Below are 16868 nucleotides of genomic sequence, written 5' to 3'. Positions count from 1 at the left end.
CCGCCAACCCCCGGGCGGGCGACCGCAGTCCCCTTCCGCCCGCGCCACCGTCACCGTCACCGCCGACGGCGAACAGAGCCTCGTGTACCCGGCGCGGTCAGCCGAGCGGCTGGGCGCCGAGGACGGACAGCAGGCGCAGCTTGTCGTGGCTCTCGGTACCGGGGGTGGCGGTGTAGACGAGCAGGAGGTGCGACTGGTCGGGGTCGAGCAGGGTCTGGCAGTCCAGTTCGAGGAGCCCGACCTCGGGGTGACGGAAGCGTTTGACCCGGCCGGGGCGGACACCCACCTCGTGCGTGTCCCACAGGGCGCGGAACTCCTCGCTGCGCTCCAGCAGGAGGTCGGCGTAGTGCGCGGCCCGGGAGCCCGGCCCCCGCAGCGTGACGACCTGGCGCAGCCCGGACGCGAACATGCGGGAGAGCCGGGCGTGCTCCTCCGGCGCGTACAGGGCGCGGGTGTCCGGCAGGGTGAACCAGCGGTAGCCGATGCTGCGTTCCGGTCCGGTGTACTGGGTGGTGTCGCCGGTCAGGGCCACGCCGAGCGGCGTCTGGCGCAGCGTCTCCCCGAGTTCGGTGACGATCTCGGCGGGGGTGTCGGCCAGCCGGTCGAGGATGCGCAGCAGACCCGGGCCGACGTGCTCGCCGGCCGAGCCGCGCACCGGCGGGTTGTGCCCGGCCAGGCGGAACAGGTGGTCGCGCTCGTCCAGGGACAGGTGCAGGCCCTGGGCGATCGAGGCGGCCATCTGGGCCGAGGGCTGTGGGCCGCGCTCCCGTTCCAGGCGCGCGTAGTAGTCGGTCGACATGTGGCACAGCGCCGCGACCTCCTCGCGGCGCAGGCCGCTGGTCCGGCGGCGCGGTCCCCGCGGGAGTCCGACGTCCTCGGGCTGCAGCAGCTCCCGCCGGCGCCGCAGGAAGGTGGCGAGCCCGCTCCGGTCGATCTCCATGAGGCCCTCTCCTCCGGTGCCGCTTTCCCCCCCTTTCTATCGCCGTCGCGGCGGCGCAGCCACGGATCGCCGATCCCCCCTTACGGCGCCCGGCGCGTCCGCCGACGGCCGGGAAACCGGCGCCGACCTGCGGAGAGGGCAGGAGGCAGCCTTGCCCTCGGCCGGGCGATCAGGGGATCGGCAGACCCTGCATCCGGTCACCGGACCCGGTCATGGTGGAAGCGACGACACGACGAGGGCAGCAACGACACCCCCCGGGAGCCAGCTCATGCCACGCACCGACTTCGACCTCACCGTCCCCGATCTGACCGGCCGGCGCGCGCTCGTCACCGGCGCGAGCGACGGCCTCGGGCTCGGCATCGCCACCCGCCTCGCGGCCGCCGGCGCCGAGGTGCTCCTGCCGGTCCGCAACCCGCGCAAGGGCGAGGCGGCGCTGGACGCGATCCGGGCGCGGGTGCCCGGCGCGCAAGTGTCCCTGCGCACCCTCGACCTGTCCTCGCTCACCTCCGTGGCGGCCCTGGGCGACACCCTGCTGGCGGAAGACCGCCCGATCCACCTGCTCGTCAACAACGCCGGTGTCATGACACCGCCCGCGCGGCAGACCACCGCGGACGGGTTCGAGGTGCAGTTCGGCACCAACCACCTCGGCCACTTCGCCCTCGTCGCCCGCCTGCTGCCGCTGCTGCGGGCCGGCCGGGCGAGGGTGACCTCCCAGATCAGCGTCGCGGCGAGCCGGAACGCCATCAACTGGGACGACCTGAACTGGGAACGCTCCTACGACGGCATGCGCGCCTACAGCCAGTCGAAGATCGCGCTCGGCCTCTTCGGCCTGGAACTCGACCGCCGCAGCGAGGCCGGCGACTGGGGCATCACCAGCAACCTCTCCCACCCGGGCATCGCCCCCACCAGCCTGTTGGCCGCCCGTCCCGAAATGGGCCGCGCCCGGGACACCCTGAGCGTGCGGATCATCCGCGTCCTGTCCGCCCGCGGCATCCTCCTCGGCACGGTCCGCACCGCCCAGCTCCCCGCGCTGTACGCCGCCACCTCGCCGCAGGCCGAACGCGGAGCGTTCTACGGCCCCGGCGGCCCGGGCCGGCTGGGCGGCCCGCCCGCGCGGCAGAAGCTCTACAGCCGCCTGCGGAGCACCGACGACGCCCGTCGGATCTGGGCACGCTCCGAGGAACTGACCGGACTGCGCTGCGCGTGACGGCCGCAGGGCACGGATCAGCACGGCAACCGCACCAGGAACACCGTCTCCACGTGCGGCCGGCTTGCCACGGAGACCTCTCCGCCGTGTGCCCGCACCAGCTGCCCGACGATGGACAGCCCCAGCCCGCTGCCGCCCGTCCGCCTGCTGCGGGACTGTTCGGCCCGCCAGAAGCGGTCGAACACCCGGGGCAGGTCCTCCTGGCGGATGCCGCTGCCGGTGTCCTTCACCTCGATGGCGACGGCGCCCGCCACGCGGCGGGCGCCGAGGGTGACGCGGCCGTTGGGCGGGGTGTGGCGTATCGCGTTGGACAGAAGGTTGCCCAGGACCTGGCGCAGGCGGACCGGGTCGGCGTGGACCGAGAGGCCGTCCGGGACATGGACGACGGTCTCGACACGTCCGGCGTGCGCGGTCGCCCTGTGCGCGCTCACGGTCTGCTCGATCAGCGTGCGGAGGTCCAGCTCCTGTGGACGCAGGCGCAAGGTGCCGGCGTCGGCGGCGGCGAGCACCTGGAGGTCGTCCACGATGTGCTGGAGCAGGCCCGCCTCCTCCTGGAGCGAGGTGAGGAGCGCCGAGTCGGGCTCGGCCAGGCCGTCCTGCGCCGCGTCCAGCCAGCCGCGGATGTTGGTGAGGGGCGTGCGTAGTTCGTGGGCGATGTCGCTGACCATGACCCGGCGCTGCTCGTCGGTGCGTTCGCGGCGTTCCGACAGGTCGTTGAGGGCGGCCGCCAGATAGCCGGTCTCGTCCTTGGCGGTGACGGGGATACGGAGGTGCCGGCCCCCCGGGGCGCGGGCCGCACGGGTCAGCGCGCGCAGCGGACGTACCAGCCTGATCGCGATGACGCCGGTGACGGCGATGGTCGCGGCCAGGACCAGACCGGTGGTGGCCAGGACCCGGAGGGTGCCGGCCGAGGACAGGTCGAAGACCGCGGTGGCCGCGCGGGGCGGGCCGGTCACGAACAGCAGGGCCGCCGGGGCGACATGCGCCGCCAACTGCTCCCGTCGGCCTTCCTCCACACAGTCGTCCGCGACGACGGAACGCCGCGCGGAGTCGTCGCCGTCCACCCGGAAGTCCACGGTGATGGTCAGCGGTGCGGGCAGGCGTACGTCGTTGCGCTCCGCGCAGCCGCGGACGAGGCCGGTGAGTTCGGCCAGGGCCGCCGCCTCGGTCGGAGTGGGGGCGAACAGGTCCTTGGAAGCACAGGCCTGGGTGAAGTCCCCCGCGGTTCCGGGCGTGCGCACGGCGGGCCTGCCACTGGCCTCCTCGACGATGTGCGCGCGTACTCCCGTCCGGTCGTAGAGGCAGGCGACCTCCTTGCGGGCAAGCCGGCGCAGCTTCGCCCGCTCCTCGGCGGGCAGGCGGTAGGGGCCGACGGCTCGCGGGTCGATGCGGGAGACCTGCTCCGCCGGGCCGACTCCCTGATCCGTGGACGGAGCGACGTGCAGCGGATCGATCACGGCGCTCGCGTTGAGGGGCAGCCGTTCCGCGGCCGACCGGTGCGACGCGGCGATGACCTGGCGCGCCCGCGTGGTCAGGGTGATGGTGCGCCCCGTCGACCGGGAGAGACCGAGGACGGTGCGCTCGACACCGGTCCAGTTCCGGTGCGCCGCGGCGAAGCCCTCCAGCGTGTCCTGGATGGTGGCGTCGTCCGCGAGGACCTGGCCCCGCTCCTGCTCGAGGGCAAGGGTGGTGCCGCGTACCGTCAGCCAGGCCGTGGCCCCGATGGAGACCAGGGAGATCAGCACGGAGGTGATCAGGAGCCGGAGCAACAGGCTGTGGCGGAGCGGGACTTCAGACGCCACGGCGGCCTCGGGAGAGCTTGTAGCCGACGCCGTGGACGGTCAGCAGGAACTCCGGCCGGTGGGGCGAGGGCTCGATCTTCTTCCGCAAGTTCGCTATATGCATGTCAATGGTGCGTTCGGTGACGGCTCGGCCGTGGTCGGTGACGCAGTGCAGCAGCTGAGCCCGGGTGAAGACCCGCTCGGGGGCGGCCGCCAACGTGCTGAGCAGGCGGAACTCGCCGGGGGTGCAGTTCACGGGGCGGCCGTGGAGGGACACCTCGTGCCGGTCCGGGACCACGGTGAGCGGGCCGGCCTTGAGGAGTACGTGCTCCGTGTGCTCCGGATGCCGGCTGCGCCGCAGCAACGTCCGGACCCGAGCCACCAGTTCGCGCGGCCTGAACGGCTTGGTCATGTAGTCGTCCGCCCCGATGTCCAGGCCGAGGAGCAGGTCGTCCTCGGTGGAGCGGGCGGTGAGCATCAGAATGGGCATATCGCCCGTGGCGCGTATACGGCGGCATATCTCCAGCCCGTCCAGACCCGGCAGCATCCAGTCGAGAACGAGCAGGTCGGGCGGCCGCTGGATGGCTTCCTCGAGGGCTGCCGGGCCCTCGTGCACCGCGGTTACGGCATGTCCGTCGTGCACCAGGTAACGCCGGATCAGTTCCGCCTGTTTTTCGTCGTCTTCGGCCACCAGTACATATGCGGACATGGCCCGATGATAAACCTGGGGAGCGCGAGGTGAACGCCGGTACATCCGGTTCCCTTCCATGACAACTTCCTGACAATCGCGGGAAGGAGTCCGGTGGCGGGAAGTGCTGACACCTTTCTGACAAAGCCTTGTCACGCTTCCGGGCATGCGAAACAACTCAGGCCGCCCCGACGCCGGTTCGGACCGTTCGGGCAAGAAGCTCCTGTTCCTCTCCTGCGCCGTGGTGGCGGTGGCACTGCTCACCGGGATCACCGGCTGTTCCGGAGGAGACGCCGGGGGTCAGGAGGACGGAGTCGCCTCCGTCACGGAATCGGGTGGCGGCGGACAGGGCGGGGCGACGAGGAGTCCGGCGGCCGACGCCTCCGAGTCCGGCCGCCCCCAGATTCGGCTGGACAGTACGGACGCCGAGGAACTGCGCATGTACCAGGGCTATCTGCGTTGCCTCAAGGACCGCGGAGTGGACATTGCGCCGGCCGGGGACAAATTCGCGGACTGGGCCGATCCCGGATCGCTGGGATACCCCGGTGAGGATGTCGCCAAGGAACACCCGGAAGTGGAAAGGGCATGTCTCGGAAAGAAACCGATGCAGCCCCCGGAGCTCGACCCGAAGAAAAACCCCGACTACATGAACGATTACCACGAGTGGATCGAGTGCAACAACCGCAGAGGGGTCAAGGTGGACCCCCTTCCCGACGGAAGCGGCTGGAACTACAAGCCCGGTGCGAATCCGCCCGGGAATGCCGACCAGATCGACCAGGAATGCATGCGAGAGGCGTTCAGTGGTGAGTGAGCGCGACGCCGCGGACACCATGCCCCTGCGGGTGCCGGTCCAGGAGGGGGCAGACCCCCGCGAACCGGCGGCGGGCCGCCGGAAGAAGAAGGCCGTCCGGCTGGCCGTCGTCGCCGTGCTGCTGGCGGGAGGAACGGGCGCCGGGCTGCTGTGGGCCGGTCAGGACGGGAACGGCTCCGCACCCGAGTCCGGCCCGGAGATCAAACAGGTCGCCGTGGTCAGAACGGATCTGTCGGGCAGCAGGGAGATGCGGGGGACGCTCGGCTACGAATCCGCGCGCACGATCCGCAGTGCCGGCGAAGGGCGGGTGACGTGGCTCCCGGACCGGGGCGCGACGATCAGACGCGGCGGGCAGCTGTATCGCGTCGACGAGCGTTCCGCCGTGCTCTTCTACGGCAGCACACCCCTGTACCGCAGACTCGACACCCCCGGCAGCGTCGGCCGTGACATACGCGTCGTCGCCGACAGCCTCAAGGCACTCGGCTACGACATCGGTGCGCAGCCGGCGCCGGGCACGTCCGTCCGGCAGCGGACCCCCGCGGACGCGCCCCGGCCCATGACAACGGGCCCCCGGCAGGTGGAGACCACACCCCCGGCCGACCGGCCCTCGCCCCCGGACGGCGGCGCCGGCCAGGGGACCGATGCGGACCAGGAGGGGCCGCCGAGCCCAAGTCCCACGCGGTCCACGGTCAGAGAGGGGGACGGCGTACTCACCACGTCCCTGATGTCCGCGATCAAGCGCTGGCAGAAGACCGTGGGCCTGGATCCGACCGGCATCCTCGACCTCTCCGACGTGGTGGTGACGAAATCGGCGGTGCGGGTCGCGGACCTCCTCGCCCAGCCCGGGGACGAGGCGTCGGGAGACCTGATGACGGTGACCGCCACCACCAAGTCCGTGACCGTCCCGGTGGAGTCCCTCGACATCAGGTCCATCAGGTCGGGCGGTCGGGTCACCGTGGTGCTGCCCGACCGGTCCACCGCGGCGGGCCGGGTCGCCGCGATCAGCACCACCGTGCAGGCGGACCAGGACGACACGAGCGACGCCCGGCCGACCAAGATCAACGTCACCGTGTCGCTGGACGACCCGCAGGCCGTCAAGGGCATCGACTCCGCTCCCGTACAGGCCCGGTTCCAGGGGGAGTCCAAGAAGGACGTACTCGCCGTCCCGGTCGGCGCCCTGCTCGCCCTGCGCGAAGGAGGGTACGCGGTCCGGCTCGCCGGCGGCCGGCTCGTCCCGGTCGACACGGGCATGTTCGCCAAGGGACTGGTCGAGATCAGCGGCCGGGGCGTCAGCGAGGGCATGAAGGTGGAAACCACGGCATGACCCAGGTGATCAGCGTGCGGGAGGCGAGCGTGACCTATCCGCCCGAGGTGAGAGCCCTCGACCGGGTCTCCCTGTCCGTCGCGCGGGGCGAACTGCTGGCCATCCTCGGCCCGTCCGGCTCCGGCAAGTCCACCCTGCTCAACATCATGGGCACCCTGGCCCCGCCCACCAGCGGCAGCGTGGTCATCGAGGGCCAGGACGTGGCGGAGCTGTCCGACCGCCAGCTGTCCGCCCTGCGCGGGCGGCGCCTGGGTTTCGTCTTCCAGCACTTCCACCTGACGGACGGGCTCACCGCGGCGGAGAACGTGGCGACCGGCCTGCTGTACGCCGGTGTGCCCAGGAAGTACCGGAAGAAGCTGGCCGAGGAGGCCCTGGCCCGGGTCGGACTCGCCCGCCGGGCCGGCCACCTGCCGGGGCAGCTCTCCGGAGGCGAGCGCCAACGGGTCGCCATAGCCCGCGCGGTCGTCCACGAACCGGCTCTGGTCCTCGCCGATGAACCGACCGGCGCGCTCGACACCGCCAACGGCGCCGCCGCGCTCGCCCTGCTGACCGAACTCAACGCGGCGGGCACGACCATCGCCCTCATCACTCACGACCGGGACATCGCCGACCAGTTTCCCCGCAGGGTGCACCTGCGTGACGGTCGTCTGGTCGCGGACACCGCACTGACCGAAGGCCCGTCATGACCGCACCCGCCAAGCCGCCCCGCGCCGCACCGCGGCACGCTCCCCGGCGTGCCCAGGACAAGATCAGACCCGTACGTCTCGCCTTTCTCGACCTGTTGGGCCTGGGACTCCTCGGCCTGCGCACCCGCAAGCTGCGCGCCGCGCTGTCGGCGCTCGGCATCTCCATCGGCGTCGCCACCATGGTGGTGGTGACGGGAATCCCGGCCTCCAGCCACCGGGCGCTGATGGACGAGATGTCGGCCCTGGGCTCCAACATGCTGCGGGCGCAGCCGTTCTCGGGACAGGCCGTGCCGGTCCGGCTGCCCGAGGAATCGGTCGACATGGTGCGCCGCATCGAACCGGTTACCGCGGCGAGCGCGGTGGCCAACACCAACGCCGTGGTCCGGCGTTCCGACCTCATCGGAGAGGACGACTTCTCCGGTACGGGACTCAGCGTGCTCGCGGCCCGGCGCGAACTGCTGGGCGTGGTGGGCGGAGAAGTCTTCTCGGGACGGTTCTTCAGCGCCGCCGACGAACAGTTCCCCACGGCCGTACTGGGCCACGGGGCCGCCGCCCGGCTCGGCATCGGGGAGATCCCCGAGAACGACCCGGCTCCACAGATACAGATCGACAAAACGTGGTTCACCGTGATCGGCATCCTGGGTTCCCTACCGCTGGCCGACGACCTCGACAACGCCGTACTGACGGGATGGCCGGCCGCCAAGAAGACACTGCGCTTCGCGGGAAACCCCACCGTGATCTACGTCAAGGCGCGGGAGGCCCACCTGGAGGACGTACGGAACGTACTCGCCGCCACCGTGTTCCCGGAACAGCCCGGACAGGTCCAGGTCAGCCGCCCCTCCGACGCCCTGGCGGCCAAGCGCGCCACGCAGCACACCTTCTCCTCCCTCTTCCTCGGTCTGGCCGGTGTCGCCCTGCTGGTGGGCGGGATCGGCGTGGCCAACACCATGGTCATCTCGGTCCTGGAGCGCCGAAGGGACATCGGCCTCCGCCGGGCGCTGGGCGCGACCCGCGGTCAGATACGCGTCCAGTTCCTGACCGAGTCCACGGGACTGTCGCTGCTCGGCGCCGTCGCCGGAACCCTGTTCGGTGTCCTCGCCACCGTCGGCTACGCCGCCTACCAGGGCTGGCCGACGGTGATCGACCTGCTCTCGGTCACGGGCGGCTGCCTCGGCGCCGTGCTGATCGGCATGGCGGCCGGCGTCTATCCCTCGGTCCGCGCGGCACGCCTTCCTCCCACGGAGGCGCTGGCGTCGACGTGAGCCGGCGGTGGCCGACGAGGGCTGCGGCGATGCCGACGCAGGCCGGGGAGTGTGACGAAGGGGCGCAGCGCGATCGATAGCCTTCCGGGGGAGCCGGCGGGTGAGGCCGCCGGCGCGAACCGCGAGGTGAGACGCCCTATGTTCACCACCCGACCCACCCTCCAGGGCACCTTCGGCATGGTGTCCTCCACCCACTGGCTGGCCTCGCAGTCGGCCATGGCGGTGCTGGAGGACGGGGGCAACGCCTACGACGCCGCCGTGGCCGGAGCCTTCGTGCTGCACGTCGTCGAACCGCACCTCAACGGGCCCGCCGGAGAGGTACCGATCCTGCTCGCGCCGGCGGGCGGCGAGGTACGGGTGCTGTGCGGGCAGGGCGTGGCACCGGCCGGGGCCACGGTCGCGCACTACCAGGGGCTCGGACTCGACCTGGTGCCCGGCACCGGACCGCTCGCCGCCGCCGTGCCCGGAGCCTTCGACGCCTGGCTGCTCCTGCTGCGCGACCACGGCACCAGGTCCCTGGCCGACGTGCTGAAGTACGCCATCGGTTACGCCGAGCACGGGCACGCCCCCGTGGAGCGTGTCACGGAGACCGTGGAGACCGTCCGCGAGCTGTTCGAGACCGAGTGGACGTCCTCCGCCGAGATCTACCTGCCGGGCGGCCGCCCGCCCCGCCCCGGTGAGCTGCTGCGCAACCCCGCGCTCGCCGCGACCTGGAAACGGCTGCTCGCCGAGGCGTCCGGCGCGGGGAGTCGGGAGGCGGAGATCGACGCGGCGCGGGAGATCTGGCGCACTGGGTTCGTCGCCGAGGCCCTCGTACGCCAGGCCGGGCGGCCCACCCTGGACACCAGCGGCGCACGCCACACCGGCACCCTGACCGCCGCCGACCTCGCCGGCTGGTCCGCCCACTACGAGGCCCCGGCGACGTACGACTGGAACGGCTGGACCCTGTGCAAGGCGGGCCCCTGGAGCCAGGGTCCCGTGCTGCTCCAGCAGTTGGCGCTGCTGCCGCCCGAACTGCCCGCCTACGCCTCCGCCGACTACGTCCACCTGCTGGTCGAGGGCTGCAAGCTGGCCATGGCCGACCGGGAGGCCTGGTACGGCGACGCGGACGGCGCGGACCGGGTGCCGCTCGCCGATCTGCTGTCGCCCGAGTACAACGCGGACCGGCGGCAACTTATCGATGACAAGGCATCCTTCGACCTGCGGCCCGGCGCCCCGGGCGGGCGCACCCCGCGGCTCGGCGCGCGGGCGCTCGTCGCGGCCGAGGACGGGGAGGGCCTCGACGCCCTCGGGGTCGGCGAGCCGACGGTCGCCAAGAGCCCCGCCTCCCCGGTGCCCGGGGAGCCGGACGTCGCCGCCGACGGGGGGACCCGCGGCGACACCTGCCACCTGGACATCGTGGACCGCTGGGGCAACATGGTCTCGGCCACGCCCAGCGGCGGCTGGCTCCAGTCCAACCCCGTCGTGCCCGAACTGGGCTTCCCGCTCGGCACCCGGCTCCAGATGACCTGGCTGGAGGAGGGCCTGCCCAACTCGCTGACGCCGGGCCGCCGCCCGCGCACCACGCTCACGCCGTCCATCGCCCTGCGCGACGGGGTGCCGGTCATGGCGTTCGGCACCCCCGGCGGCGACCAGCAGGACCAGTGGCAGACGCACTTCTTCCTGGCCGTCGCCCTGCGGGCACGGGTGCGCGGCGGACTCGACCTCCAGGGCGCGATCGACGCCCCGAACTGGCACACCGACAGCTTCCCCGGCTCCTTCTTCCCGCGCGGCATGCGGGCCGGCTCCGTCACCGTGGAGTCCCGGATGCCGGCGGAGGTGGTCGAGGAGCTGCGGCGGCGCGGGCACGAGGTGACGGTGGGCGAGGCGTGGTCGGAGGGCCGCCTGTGCGCCGTCGCCCGGGACCCGGAGACGGGCGTGCTGTCGGCGGCGGCGAACCCGCGCGGCATGCAGGGGTACGCGGTCGGCCGCTGACGCCCGCCGACGCCCGCACGCGGTGTTCGTCGCGGTTCCACCCGGAGTACACCACCCGGGTGGGGATTGTCAGTGGCGCGTGCTCTCATGGAGTCATGATCGAGAACAACGAAACCATCGACGAGTTTCTCGCCCGGCACACCGACGACGTGGAGGAGGCCGTCCGCAAGGCGGCCGCGCAGGAGATCATGCCGCGCTGGCGCCGGCTCGCGGCCCACGAGGTCGACCAGAAGGCCGGCCCGCACGACCTGGTGACGGACGCCGACCGCAAGGCCGAGCTGTACCTCACCGAGGTCCTGGCCCGCCTGCTGCCGGGCTCGGTGGTGGTCGGCGAGGAGGCGGTGCACGCGAACCCGGCGTCGTACGGGGCGCTACGCGGCGAGGCACCGGTGTGGATCATCGACCCGGTCGACGGGACCCGGCAGTTCGTGCGCGGCGAGGAGGGATTCTGCACGCTGGTCGCGCTCGCCCAGCGCGGGACCGTGCACGCCTCCTGGACCTACGCCCCCGCCGACGACCGGCTCGCCACGGCGGTACGGGGCAGGGGCGCCTTCCAGGACGGCGAGCGGCTGTACGCGGGGCCGCCCGAGCCCGGCCGGGAGCTGCGGGTGGCCACGTCCCACCCGGACTACACGACGGACGAGCAGAAGCGGGACCTGCTGGCCCTGCGCACCCCGGGCGTGGCCCCCCGCCCCTGCGGCTCGGCCGGCCTGGAGTACCTGGCCGTCGCCCGGGGCGAGTCCGACGCCACGGCCTTCTCCTGGGAAGCGGCGTGGGACCACGCGGCCGGTCTCCTCCTGGTCGAGGAGGCGGGCGGCACCCACCTGACCCGCACGGGCGAGCCCTTCCGCATCACCGGGGGCAACGAACTGCCGTTCACCGCCGCCCGCGACGCGGCCACGGCCCGCCGGGTGGTGGCCCTGCTGTCGGGGGAGGCCTGATCCCCGGCGCCGTCAGGCCGTCACGCCCTCCTCGGCGAGGAACTTCTCCACGAACTCCCGCACGCGGCGGTCGAAGTCCGCGTACTGCGCCTCCCGCTCGGCGCCCGCGACCGCCTCGCCGACCCGCAGGTTGCCGGCGGCGTCGACGCGCTGGGGGCGTTCCTCGGCGTCGGTGAGCAGACCGACGGCCGAGTGGGCGAGACCGCAGTAGTAGGCGATGCCCTCGTTGAGGTTGGCCTCCAGGAGGGAGTGCATCCCCTCGGTGACCGGATCGTCGGCGGGGGCACCGGCCAGGCCCAGCCACAGCATGCGCTTGCCCGCGAGGCGCGGCTTGCTGCGGCCGTAGGCGAAGCCGTAGTTCCACACGCGGTCGATCCATCCCTTGAGGAGGGCGGGCACGCTCTGCCAGTACACCGGGAAGACGGCGACGATCACGTCGGCGTCGAGGACGCGCCGCATATGGGCCCGCGCCTCGTCCGAGTACGCCTTCTCCCGGTCGCCCCAGTCCGGCTGGTCCGCCGTGGTCATCCGCGGGTCGAAGCCCTCGGCGTGCAGGTCGAGCAGGTCGACGCGGTATCCGGCGGCCTCCAGGAGATCGGCGCCGCGGCGGGCGGTGTGGGCGGTGAGGGAGTCGGCGCGGTGGTGCGCGACGACCACCAGGGCGGTCCTGGCCTTGCTGCTGGGCTGCGTCACGGGGTCTCCCGGCTGGTCTCGGTCCATTGCGACGCCTCCAGTACAGCCGCGGCCGCGTAGATGATCCATGGGAGAAAGTCCGGGAGACATGTGTGATCGTCTACGCCAGCGAGGCGGATCCTTTGACGTCGCTTCGGCGCCGCCTGCAAAGGCCACAAGGGCCCCGGCCCCAGCACGTCCCGCGCACCCGCGACCGCGCGCTGTCGGACCCCGGGCATATCCTGATCCCCAGTGGCCATCGGCAGACGAAGGGGTCCGAAGGTGCCGTCGATGCTCGATGCGGTCGTAGTGGGTGCGGGGCCGAACGGGCTGACCGCAGCCGTGGAGCTGGCCCGCCGCGGCTTCTCGGTCGCCGTGTTCGAGGCGCGGGGCACCGTGGGCGGCGGCGCGCGCACGGAGGAGCTGACCCTGCCCGGCTTCCGGCACGACCCGTGCTCGGCCGCGCACCCGCTCGGCATCAACTCCCCGGCCTTCCGCCACCTCCCCCTGGAGCGGTACGGCCTCGAGTGGCTGCACCCCGGCCTGCCCATGGCGCACCCCTTCCTCGACGGCTCGGCCGCCGTGCTGTCCCGCTCGGTCGGCGAGACGGCCGCCTCCTTCGGGCCGCGGGACGCCGGTGCGTACCGCAGGCTCGTCGAGCGCTTCCTGCCCCGGTGGGACACCCTGGCCCGGGACTTCATGTCCCTGCCGCTCACCGCGCTGCCCCGCGACCCGGTCACCCTCGCCCGTTTCGGACTGGTCGGCCTGCCCCCGTCGACGTGGCTGATGCGCCGCTTCCGCGACGAGCGCGTCAAGACCCTCTTCGCCGGGCTCGTCGCGCACGTCATGGCCCCGCTCGGCGGGTTCGCGACCAGCGCCATAGGCCTGGTCTTCGCGCTGGCCGCACACGCCCGCGGCTGGCCCGTGGCCCGCGGCGGCTCCCAGTCCATCTCCGACGCCCTGACCGCGTACCTGAAGGACCTCGGCGGCACGGTGCACACCGACTACGAGGTCAAGCGCCTGGACGACCTGCCGCCCGCGCGGGCGTACGTCTTCGACACCTCGCCCACGGCCCTGGCCCGCATCGCCGGACTCGGCAACCACTACGCGAACTACCGGTACGGCCCCGGCGTCTTCAAGATCGACTACGCCCTTGACGGCCCCGTCCCCTGGACGGCCGAGGCACCGCGCCGTGCGGGCACCGTGCAGATCGGCGCCGACAGCGCCGAGATCGGCGCCGCCCTGGACGCCGCCTCCGGCACGGACCGCGCCCCCGAGCGGCCGTTCCTCATCACCGTGCAGCCCGGCGTCGTCGACCCCGGCCGCGCCCCGGCGGGCAAGCAGGTCTTCTGGGCGTACGGCCATGTCCCCAACGGCTGGACCGGCGACCTCACCGACGCCGTAGAACGCCAACTGGAGCGCTTCGCCCCCGGTTTCCGCGACCGCGTCCTGGCCCGCGCCACCGCCGGCCCGCCCGAACTCGCCGCCCGCAACGCCAACTACGTCGGCGGCGACATCGCCTCCGGCGCGGTCTCCGGCCTGCAACTCCTCCTGCGGCCCAAGCTCTCCCTGTTCCCGTACTCGACCCCGCACCCGGCCGTGTTCATCTGCTCGTCGGCCACCCCGCCGGGCCCCGGCGTCCACGGCATGTCGGGTCACAACGCGGCCAAGGCCGTCTGGCGGAGGCTGAGGCAGACATGACCGACATCACCCTGGTCCAGGGCGACATCACCCGCGAGAGCGCCGACGCCATCGTCAACGCGGCCAACTCCTCCCTCCTCGGCGGAGGCGGCGTCGACGGCGCCATTCACCGGCGCGGCGGCCCCGCGATCCTGGCGGAGTGCCGCAGGCTGCGCGCGGGGCACCTCGGCAAGGGCCTGCCCACCGGCCGTGCGGTCGCCACCACCGCGGGCGACCTGGACGCGCGCTGGGTGATCCACACGGTCGGCCCTGTGCACAGCACCACCGAGGACCGCTCCGGCCTCCTCGCCTCCTGCTACCGCGCATCCCTGCGCGTCGCCGACGAGTTGGGCGCCCGCACCGTCGCCTTCCCCGCCATCTCCACCGGCGTCTACCACTGGCCGCTGGACGACGCGGCCCGCATCGCCGTCGAGACGGTACGGGCCACGCAGACGTCGGTCACGGAGGTCCGCTTCGTCCTCTTCGACGACCGTGCGTACGAGGCGTTCGCGGCGCGGGTGGGCTGACCGCCGCCGGGGCCCGATGCGCCCCGGGCGCCGACGGCTCACCGGCGCCGCCGGGAGAACCCGGCGCCCCGGAAGCGGTCCCGTACCCGGGCGGCCCCGACGGCCGGCGCGGCGACGGCGATCGCCGCTCCGCCACCGATGGGCCACAGGGAGTCGACGACCATGCTTCTGCGCTGATCGGCCACGGTCGCCTCGCCCACGTCCTGCCCGTTGAGCAGCATCCGGCAGTCGACCGTCTCGGACGGGGTGCAGTACGGCTCGAACGTCGCGATGGCGTGCACGCCGAAGGCGACCAGCGCCACCCCGGCCGAGAGGGCGAGCAGCCACAGGAGGAAGGCCGCCGCCGTCAGCACCGGGCCGTCGACGGCGAGCACCACGCCCACGATCCCGCTCACGCAGACGATCGCCGCGTACCCCACGACGACCCACCCCCACCACCCGGTCGCGAACCCGACCGGCAGCAGGATCACCGAGAACGCCCCGCACCAGTACAGCCCGTTGCGAAGGCTGTTCTGTACCTCGTCCACCGGTCCGCTCCCGTCGTCGCAGGGGTTGTCGGGCGCGCGCCGTCGTTCCGGCCCGGCGGAACCGGCGCCGTGCCGACTCCAGCAGCCGCCGGATTGTTCAGCAACCGCTCCGCCCGCTGAACATTCGCCACCCCCGCCCGGCGCCCACCCCACCTGGCTTGACGCTTTATTGCGAGTGATGTGCAATAGCTGCGCATCGACAACAAGTGTGGGGGAGACATGACAGCCCGTCGGACCCGTGGGACCCGTCGGACCGACCGGAGACGTCCGATACGGAGTGCCGCCGCCGCGGTGGCGTTCGCCGCCGGTGCGGCCGCCTGCTCCGCGCCCTCGGACGGAGGCGAGGACGGCGACGCCGGGGCGGCCGGGTCCGTCGTGATCGGGGTCGCCTCGGAGCCGGACACCCTCAGCCCGCTGCTCGGCTACGGCAAGGACGGAAACTCCAAGATCTTCGACGGGCTGCTCGCCCGCGACACCGACCTGAAGCTGAAGCCCGCGCTCGCCACCGCGCTGCCGAAGGTCACCGACGGCGGCCGGACGTACACGTACACCCTGCGCGACGGCGTGAAGTTCAGCGACGGCGAACCGCTGACGGCCGAGGACGTGGTCTACACCTACCGCACCGTCCTCGACGAGAAGACCAACAACACCGCCCGCAGCGAACTCGACGCCGTCGAGACCGTCCGCGCCAGCGGGGACGACACCGTCGTCTTCACGCTCAAGTACCCCTACGCGCCCTTCGCCGCCCGCACCGTCCTGCCCATCGTCCCCGAGCACATCGCGGGCGGACAGGACCCCAACACCGGCGACTTCAACACCGAGCCGGTCGGCACCGGACCCTATGTGCTCACCCACTGGAGCAAGGGCGAGAAGCTCGGCTTCAAGGCCAACCCGCACTACTGGGGCCCCGAGCCCGCGGTGAAGTCGTTCACCATGGCCGTCATCGCCGACGACAACGTACGCGCCACCCGGCTGCGCTCCGGCGACCTCGACGGCGCCGTCCTGCCGCCGAACCTCGCCGCCACCTTCGCGAAGGACGACGGACGGCGGACCTACCGGGCCAGGTCCTACGACTTCCGGGCCGTCACCCTGCCCACCTCCGGCAAGGTCACCGGCGACCGCGCGATCCGCAGGGCCCTGGACGCCGCCGTGGACCGGCAGGCCATGGTCGACCAGATCCTCGACGGCGCGGGCCGGCCGGCGTACGGACCGCTGCCCGTCGACGACCCCTGGTACGCGCGCGGCATCGAGCGCCCCCACGATCTCGCCGCGGCCGAGCGCGTCCTGGACGAGGCCGGCTGGAAGCCCGGCTCCGGCGGCATCCGCGCCAAGGGCGGCCAGCGCGCCTCCTTCACCCTGTACTACCCCTCCGGCGACAAGGTCCGCCAGGACCACGCGCTCGCCTACGCCTCCGACGCCAAGAAGGCCGGCATCGAGGTGAAGGTCGAGGGCGCCACCTGGGAGGTCATCGAGCCGCGGATGAAGACGGACGCGGTCCTCGCGGGCCTGGGCAGCGTCGGCGACCCCGACTTCGGCCTGTACACCCTGCTGCACTCCACCCTCGCCGGCGACGGCTTCAACAACATGGCCCACTACGCCCATCCGGCCGTGGACGAAGCCCTCGACACCGGACGCCGCAGCCAGGACCCGGAGAAGCGCGCGGCGGCCTACGACGAGATCCAGCAGAACCTCGTCGAAGACCCCGGCTACACCTTCCTCACCCACATCGACCACCTCTACGTCCTCGCCGACCGCTGGGCCGGGCTGACCACCCAACTGGAGCCGCACGAGCACGGCTTCGCCAGCGGACCCTGGTGGAACATCGAGGACTGGCGGCCGAAGAAGTGA

At 72.7% G+C, this 16868-nt stretch carries 15 protein-coding genes; 10 read left to right on the top strand and 5 right to left on the bottom strand.

Annotated elements, in window-relative coordinates:
- Positions 1-97: 97 nt before the first annotated feature.
- The gene (locus ACIRGB_RS07540) at positions 98-940 is read right to left on the bottom strand and encodes a helix-turn-helix transcriptional regulator (RefSeq protein WP_403859692.1); all 843 of its coding nucleotides are present in this window, start codon (positions 938-940) and stop codon (positions 98-100) included.
- Between the two features lie 268 nt (positions 941-1208).
- Here ACIRGB_RS07540 and ACIRGB_RS07535 point away from each other — a divergent pair, with 268 nt between their 5' ends.
- Positions 1209-2147 carry an SDR family oxidoreductase gene (locus ACIRGB_RS07535; RefSeq protein ID WP_403859689.1) on the top strand — a complete coding sequence of 313 codons (939 nt, stop codon included), beginning with the start codon at positions 1209-1211 and terminating at the stop codon, positions 2145-2147.
- A gap of 17 nt (positions 2148-2164) precedes the next feature.
- Here ACIRGB_RS07535 and ACIRGB_RS07530 read toward each other — a convergent pair whose 3' ends face one another.
- A complete protein-coding gene (locus tag ACIRGB_RS07530) occupies positions 2165-3949 on the bottom strand; it encodes a sensor histidine kinase (RefSeq protein WP_403859686.1) in 1785 nt (594 codons plus the stop codon).
- A complete protein-coding gene (locus ACIRGB_RS07525; RefSeq protein WP_403859683.1) occupies positions 3939-4637 on the bottom strand; it encodes a response regulator transcription factor in 699 nt (232 codons plus the stop codon). The genes ACIRGB_RS07530 and ACIRGB_RS07525 overlap by 11 nt, the downstream gene beginning before the upstream one ends.
- 145 nt (positions 4638-4782) lie before the next feature.
- Here ACIRGB_RS07525 and ACIRGB_RS07520 point away from each other — a divergent pair, with 145 nt between their 5' ends.
- The 6 genes from ACIRGB_RS07520 to ACIRGB_RS07495 all read left to right on the top strand — a co-directional run bounded on the left by ACIRGB_RS07520 (position 4783) and on the right by ACIRGB_RS07495 (position 11614).
- Positions 4783-5427 carry a hypothetical protein gene (locus ACIRGB_RS07520; protein ID WP_403859680.1) on the top strand — a complete coding sequence of 215 codons (645 nt, stop codon included), beginning with the start codon at positions 4783-4785 and terminating at the stop codon, positions 5425-5427.
- Complete coding sequence (locus ACIRGB_RS07515; protein WP_403859677.1) at positions 5420-6751, top strand: peptidoglycan-binding protein; 1332 nt, start codon at positions 5420-5422, stop codon at positions 6749-6751. Before ACIRGB_RS07520 ends, ACIRGB_RS07515 begins: the two co-directional genes overlap by 8 nt.
- The gene (locus ACIRGB_RS07510) at positions 6748-7437 is read left to right on the top strand and encodes an ABC transporter ATP-binding protein (RefSeq protein ID WP_403859674.1); all 690 of its coding nucleotides are present in this window, start codon (positions 6748-6750) and stop codon (positions 7435-7437) included. Before ACIRGB_RS07515 ends, ACIRGB_RS07510 begins: the two co-directional genes overlap by 4 nt.
- The gene (locus tag ACIRGB_RS07505; protein WP_403859671.1) at positions 7434-8699 is read left to right on the top strand and encodes an ABC transporter permease; all 1266 of its coding nucleotides are present in this window, start codon (positions 7434-7436) and stop codon (positions 8697-8699) included. Before ACIRGB_RS07510 ends, ACIRGB_RS07505 begins: the two co-directional genes overlap by 4 nt.
- Positions 8700-8837: 138 nt before the next feature.
- Positions 8838-10673 (top strand): gamma-glutamyltransferase family protein, encoded by a 1836-nt coding sequence (locus ACIRGB_RS07500; RefSeq protein WP_403859668.1) that lies wholly within the window; start codon positions 8838-8840, stop codon positions 10671-10673.
- A 95-nt stretch (positions 10674-10768) separates the two neighbouring features.
- Positions 10769-11614: an inositol monophosphatase family protein gene (locus ACIRGB_RS07495; protein ID WP_403859665.1), complete on the top strand. Its 846-nt coding sequence runs from the start codon at positions 10769-10771 to the stop codon at positions 11612-11614.
- Between the two features lie 12 nt (positions 11615-11626).
- On the opposite strand, the gene ACIRGB_RS07490 is transcribed toward ACIRGB_RS07495, so the two are convergent.
- Positions 11627-12307 (bottom strand): NAD(P)H oxidoreductase, encoded by a 681-nt coding sequence (locus ACIRGB_RS07490; RefSeq protein ID WP_403859662.1) that lies wholly within the window; start codon positions 12305-12307, stop codon positions 11627-11629.
- A gap of 270 nt (positions 12308-12577) precedes the next feature.
- Here ACIRGB_RS07490 and ACIRGB_RS07485 point away from each other — a divergent pair, with 270 nt between their 5' ends.
- Both ACIRGB_RS07485 and ACIRGB_RS07480 read left to right on the top strand, forming a co-directional pair.
- Positions 12578-13987: a phytoene desaturase family protein gene (locus ACIRGB_RS07485; RefSeq protein ID WP_403859659.1), complete on the top strand. Its 1410-nt coding sequence runs from the start codon at positions 12578-12580 to the stop codon at positions 13985-13987.
- Complete coding sequence (locus tag ACIRGB_RS07480; RefSeq protein ID WP_403859656.1) at positions 13984-14493, top strand: O-acetyl-ADP-ribose deacetylase; 510 nt, start codon at positions 13984-13986, stop codon at positions 14491-14493. The genes ACIRGB_RS07485 and ACIRGB_RS07480 overlap by 4 nt, the downstream gene beginning before the upstream one ends.
- Positions 14494-14531: 38 nt before the next feature.
- Here the strand turns inward: ACIRGB_RS07480 and ACIRGB_RS07475 are convergent, their stop codons facing one another.
- Positions 14532-15020: a hypothetical protein gene (locus ACIRGB_RS07475; protein ID WP_403859653.1), complete on the bottom strand. Its 489-nt coding sequence runs from the start codon at positions 15018-15020 to the stop codon at positions 14532-14534.
- A gap of 219 nt (positions 15021-15239) precedes the next feature.
- Here ACIRGB_RS07475 and ACIRGB_RS07470 point away from each other — a divergent pair, with 219 nt between their 5' ends.
- Positions 15240-16868: an ABC transporter substrate-binding protein gene (locus ACIRGB_RS07470; protein ID WP_403859650.1), complete on the top strand. Its 1629-nt coding sequence runs from the start codon at positions 15240-15242 to the stop codon at positions 16866-16868.

The organism is Streptomyces sp. NPDC102490, from assembly GCF_044765285.1.
Taxonomy (GTDB): Bacteria; Actinomycetota; Actinomycetes; order Streptomycetales; family Streptomycetaceae; genus Streptomyces.
This window is presented reverse-complemented; position numbering and strand designations above follow the sequence as displayed.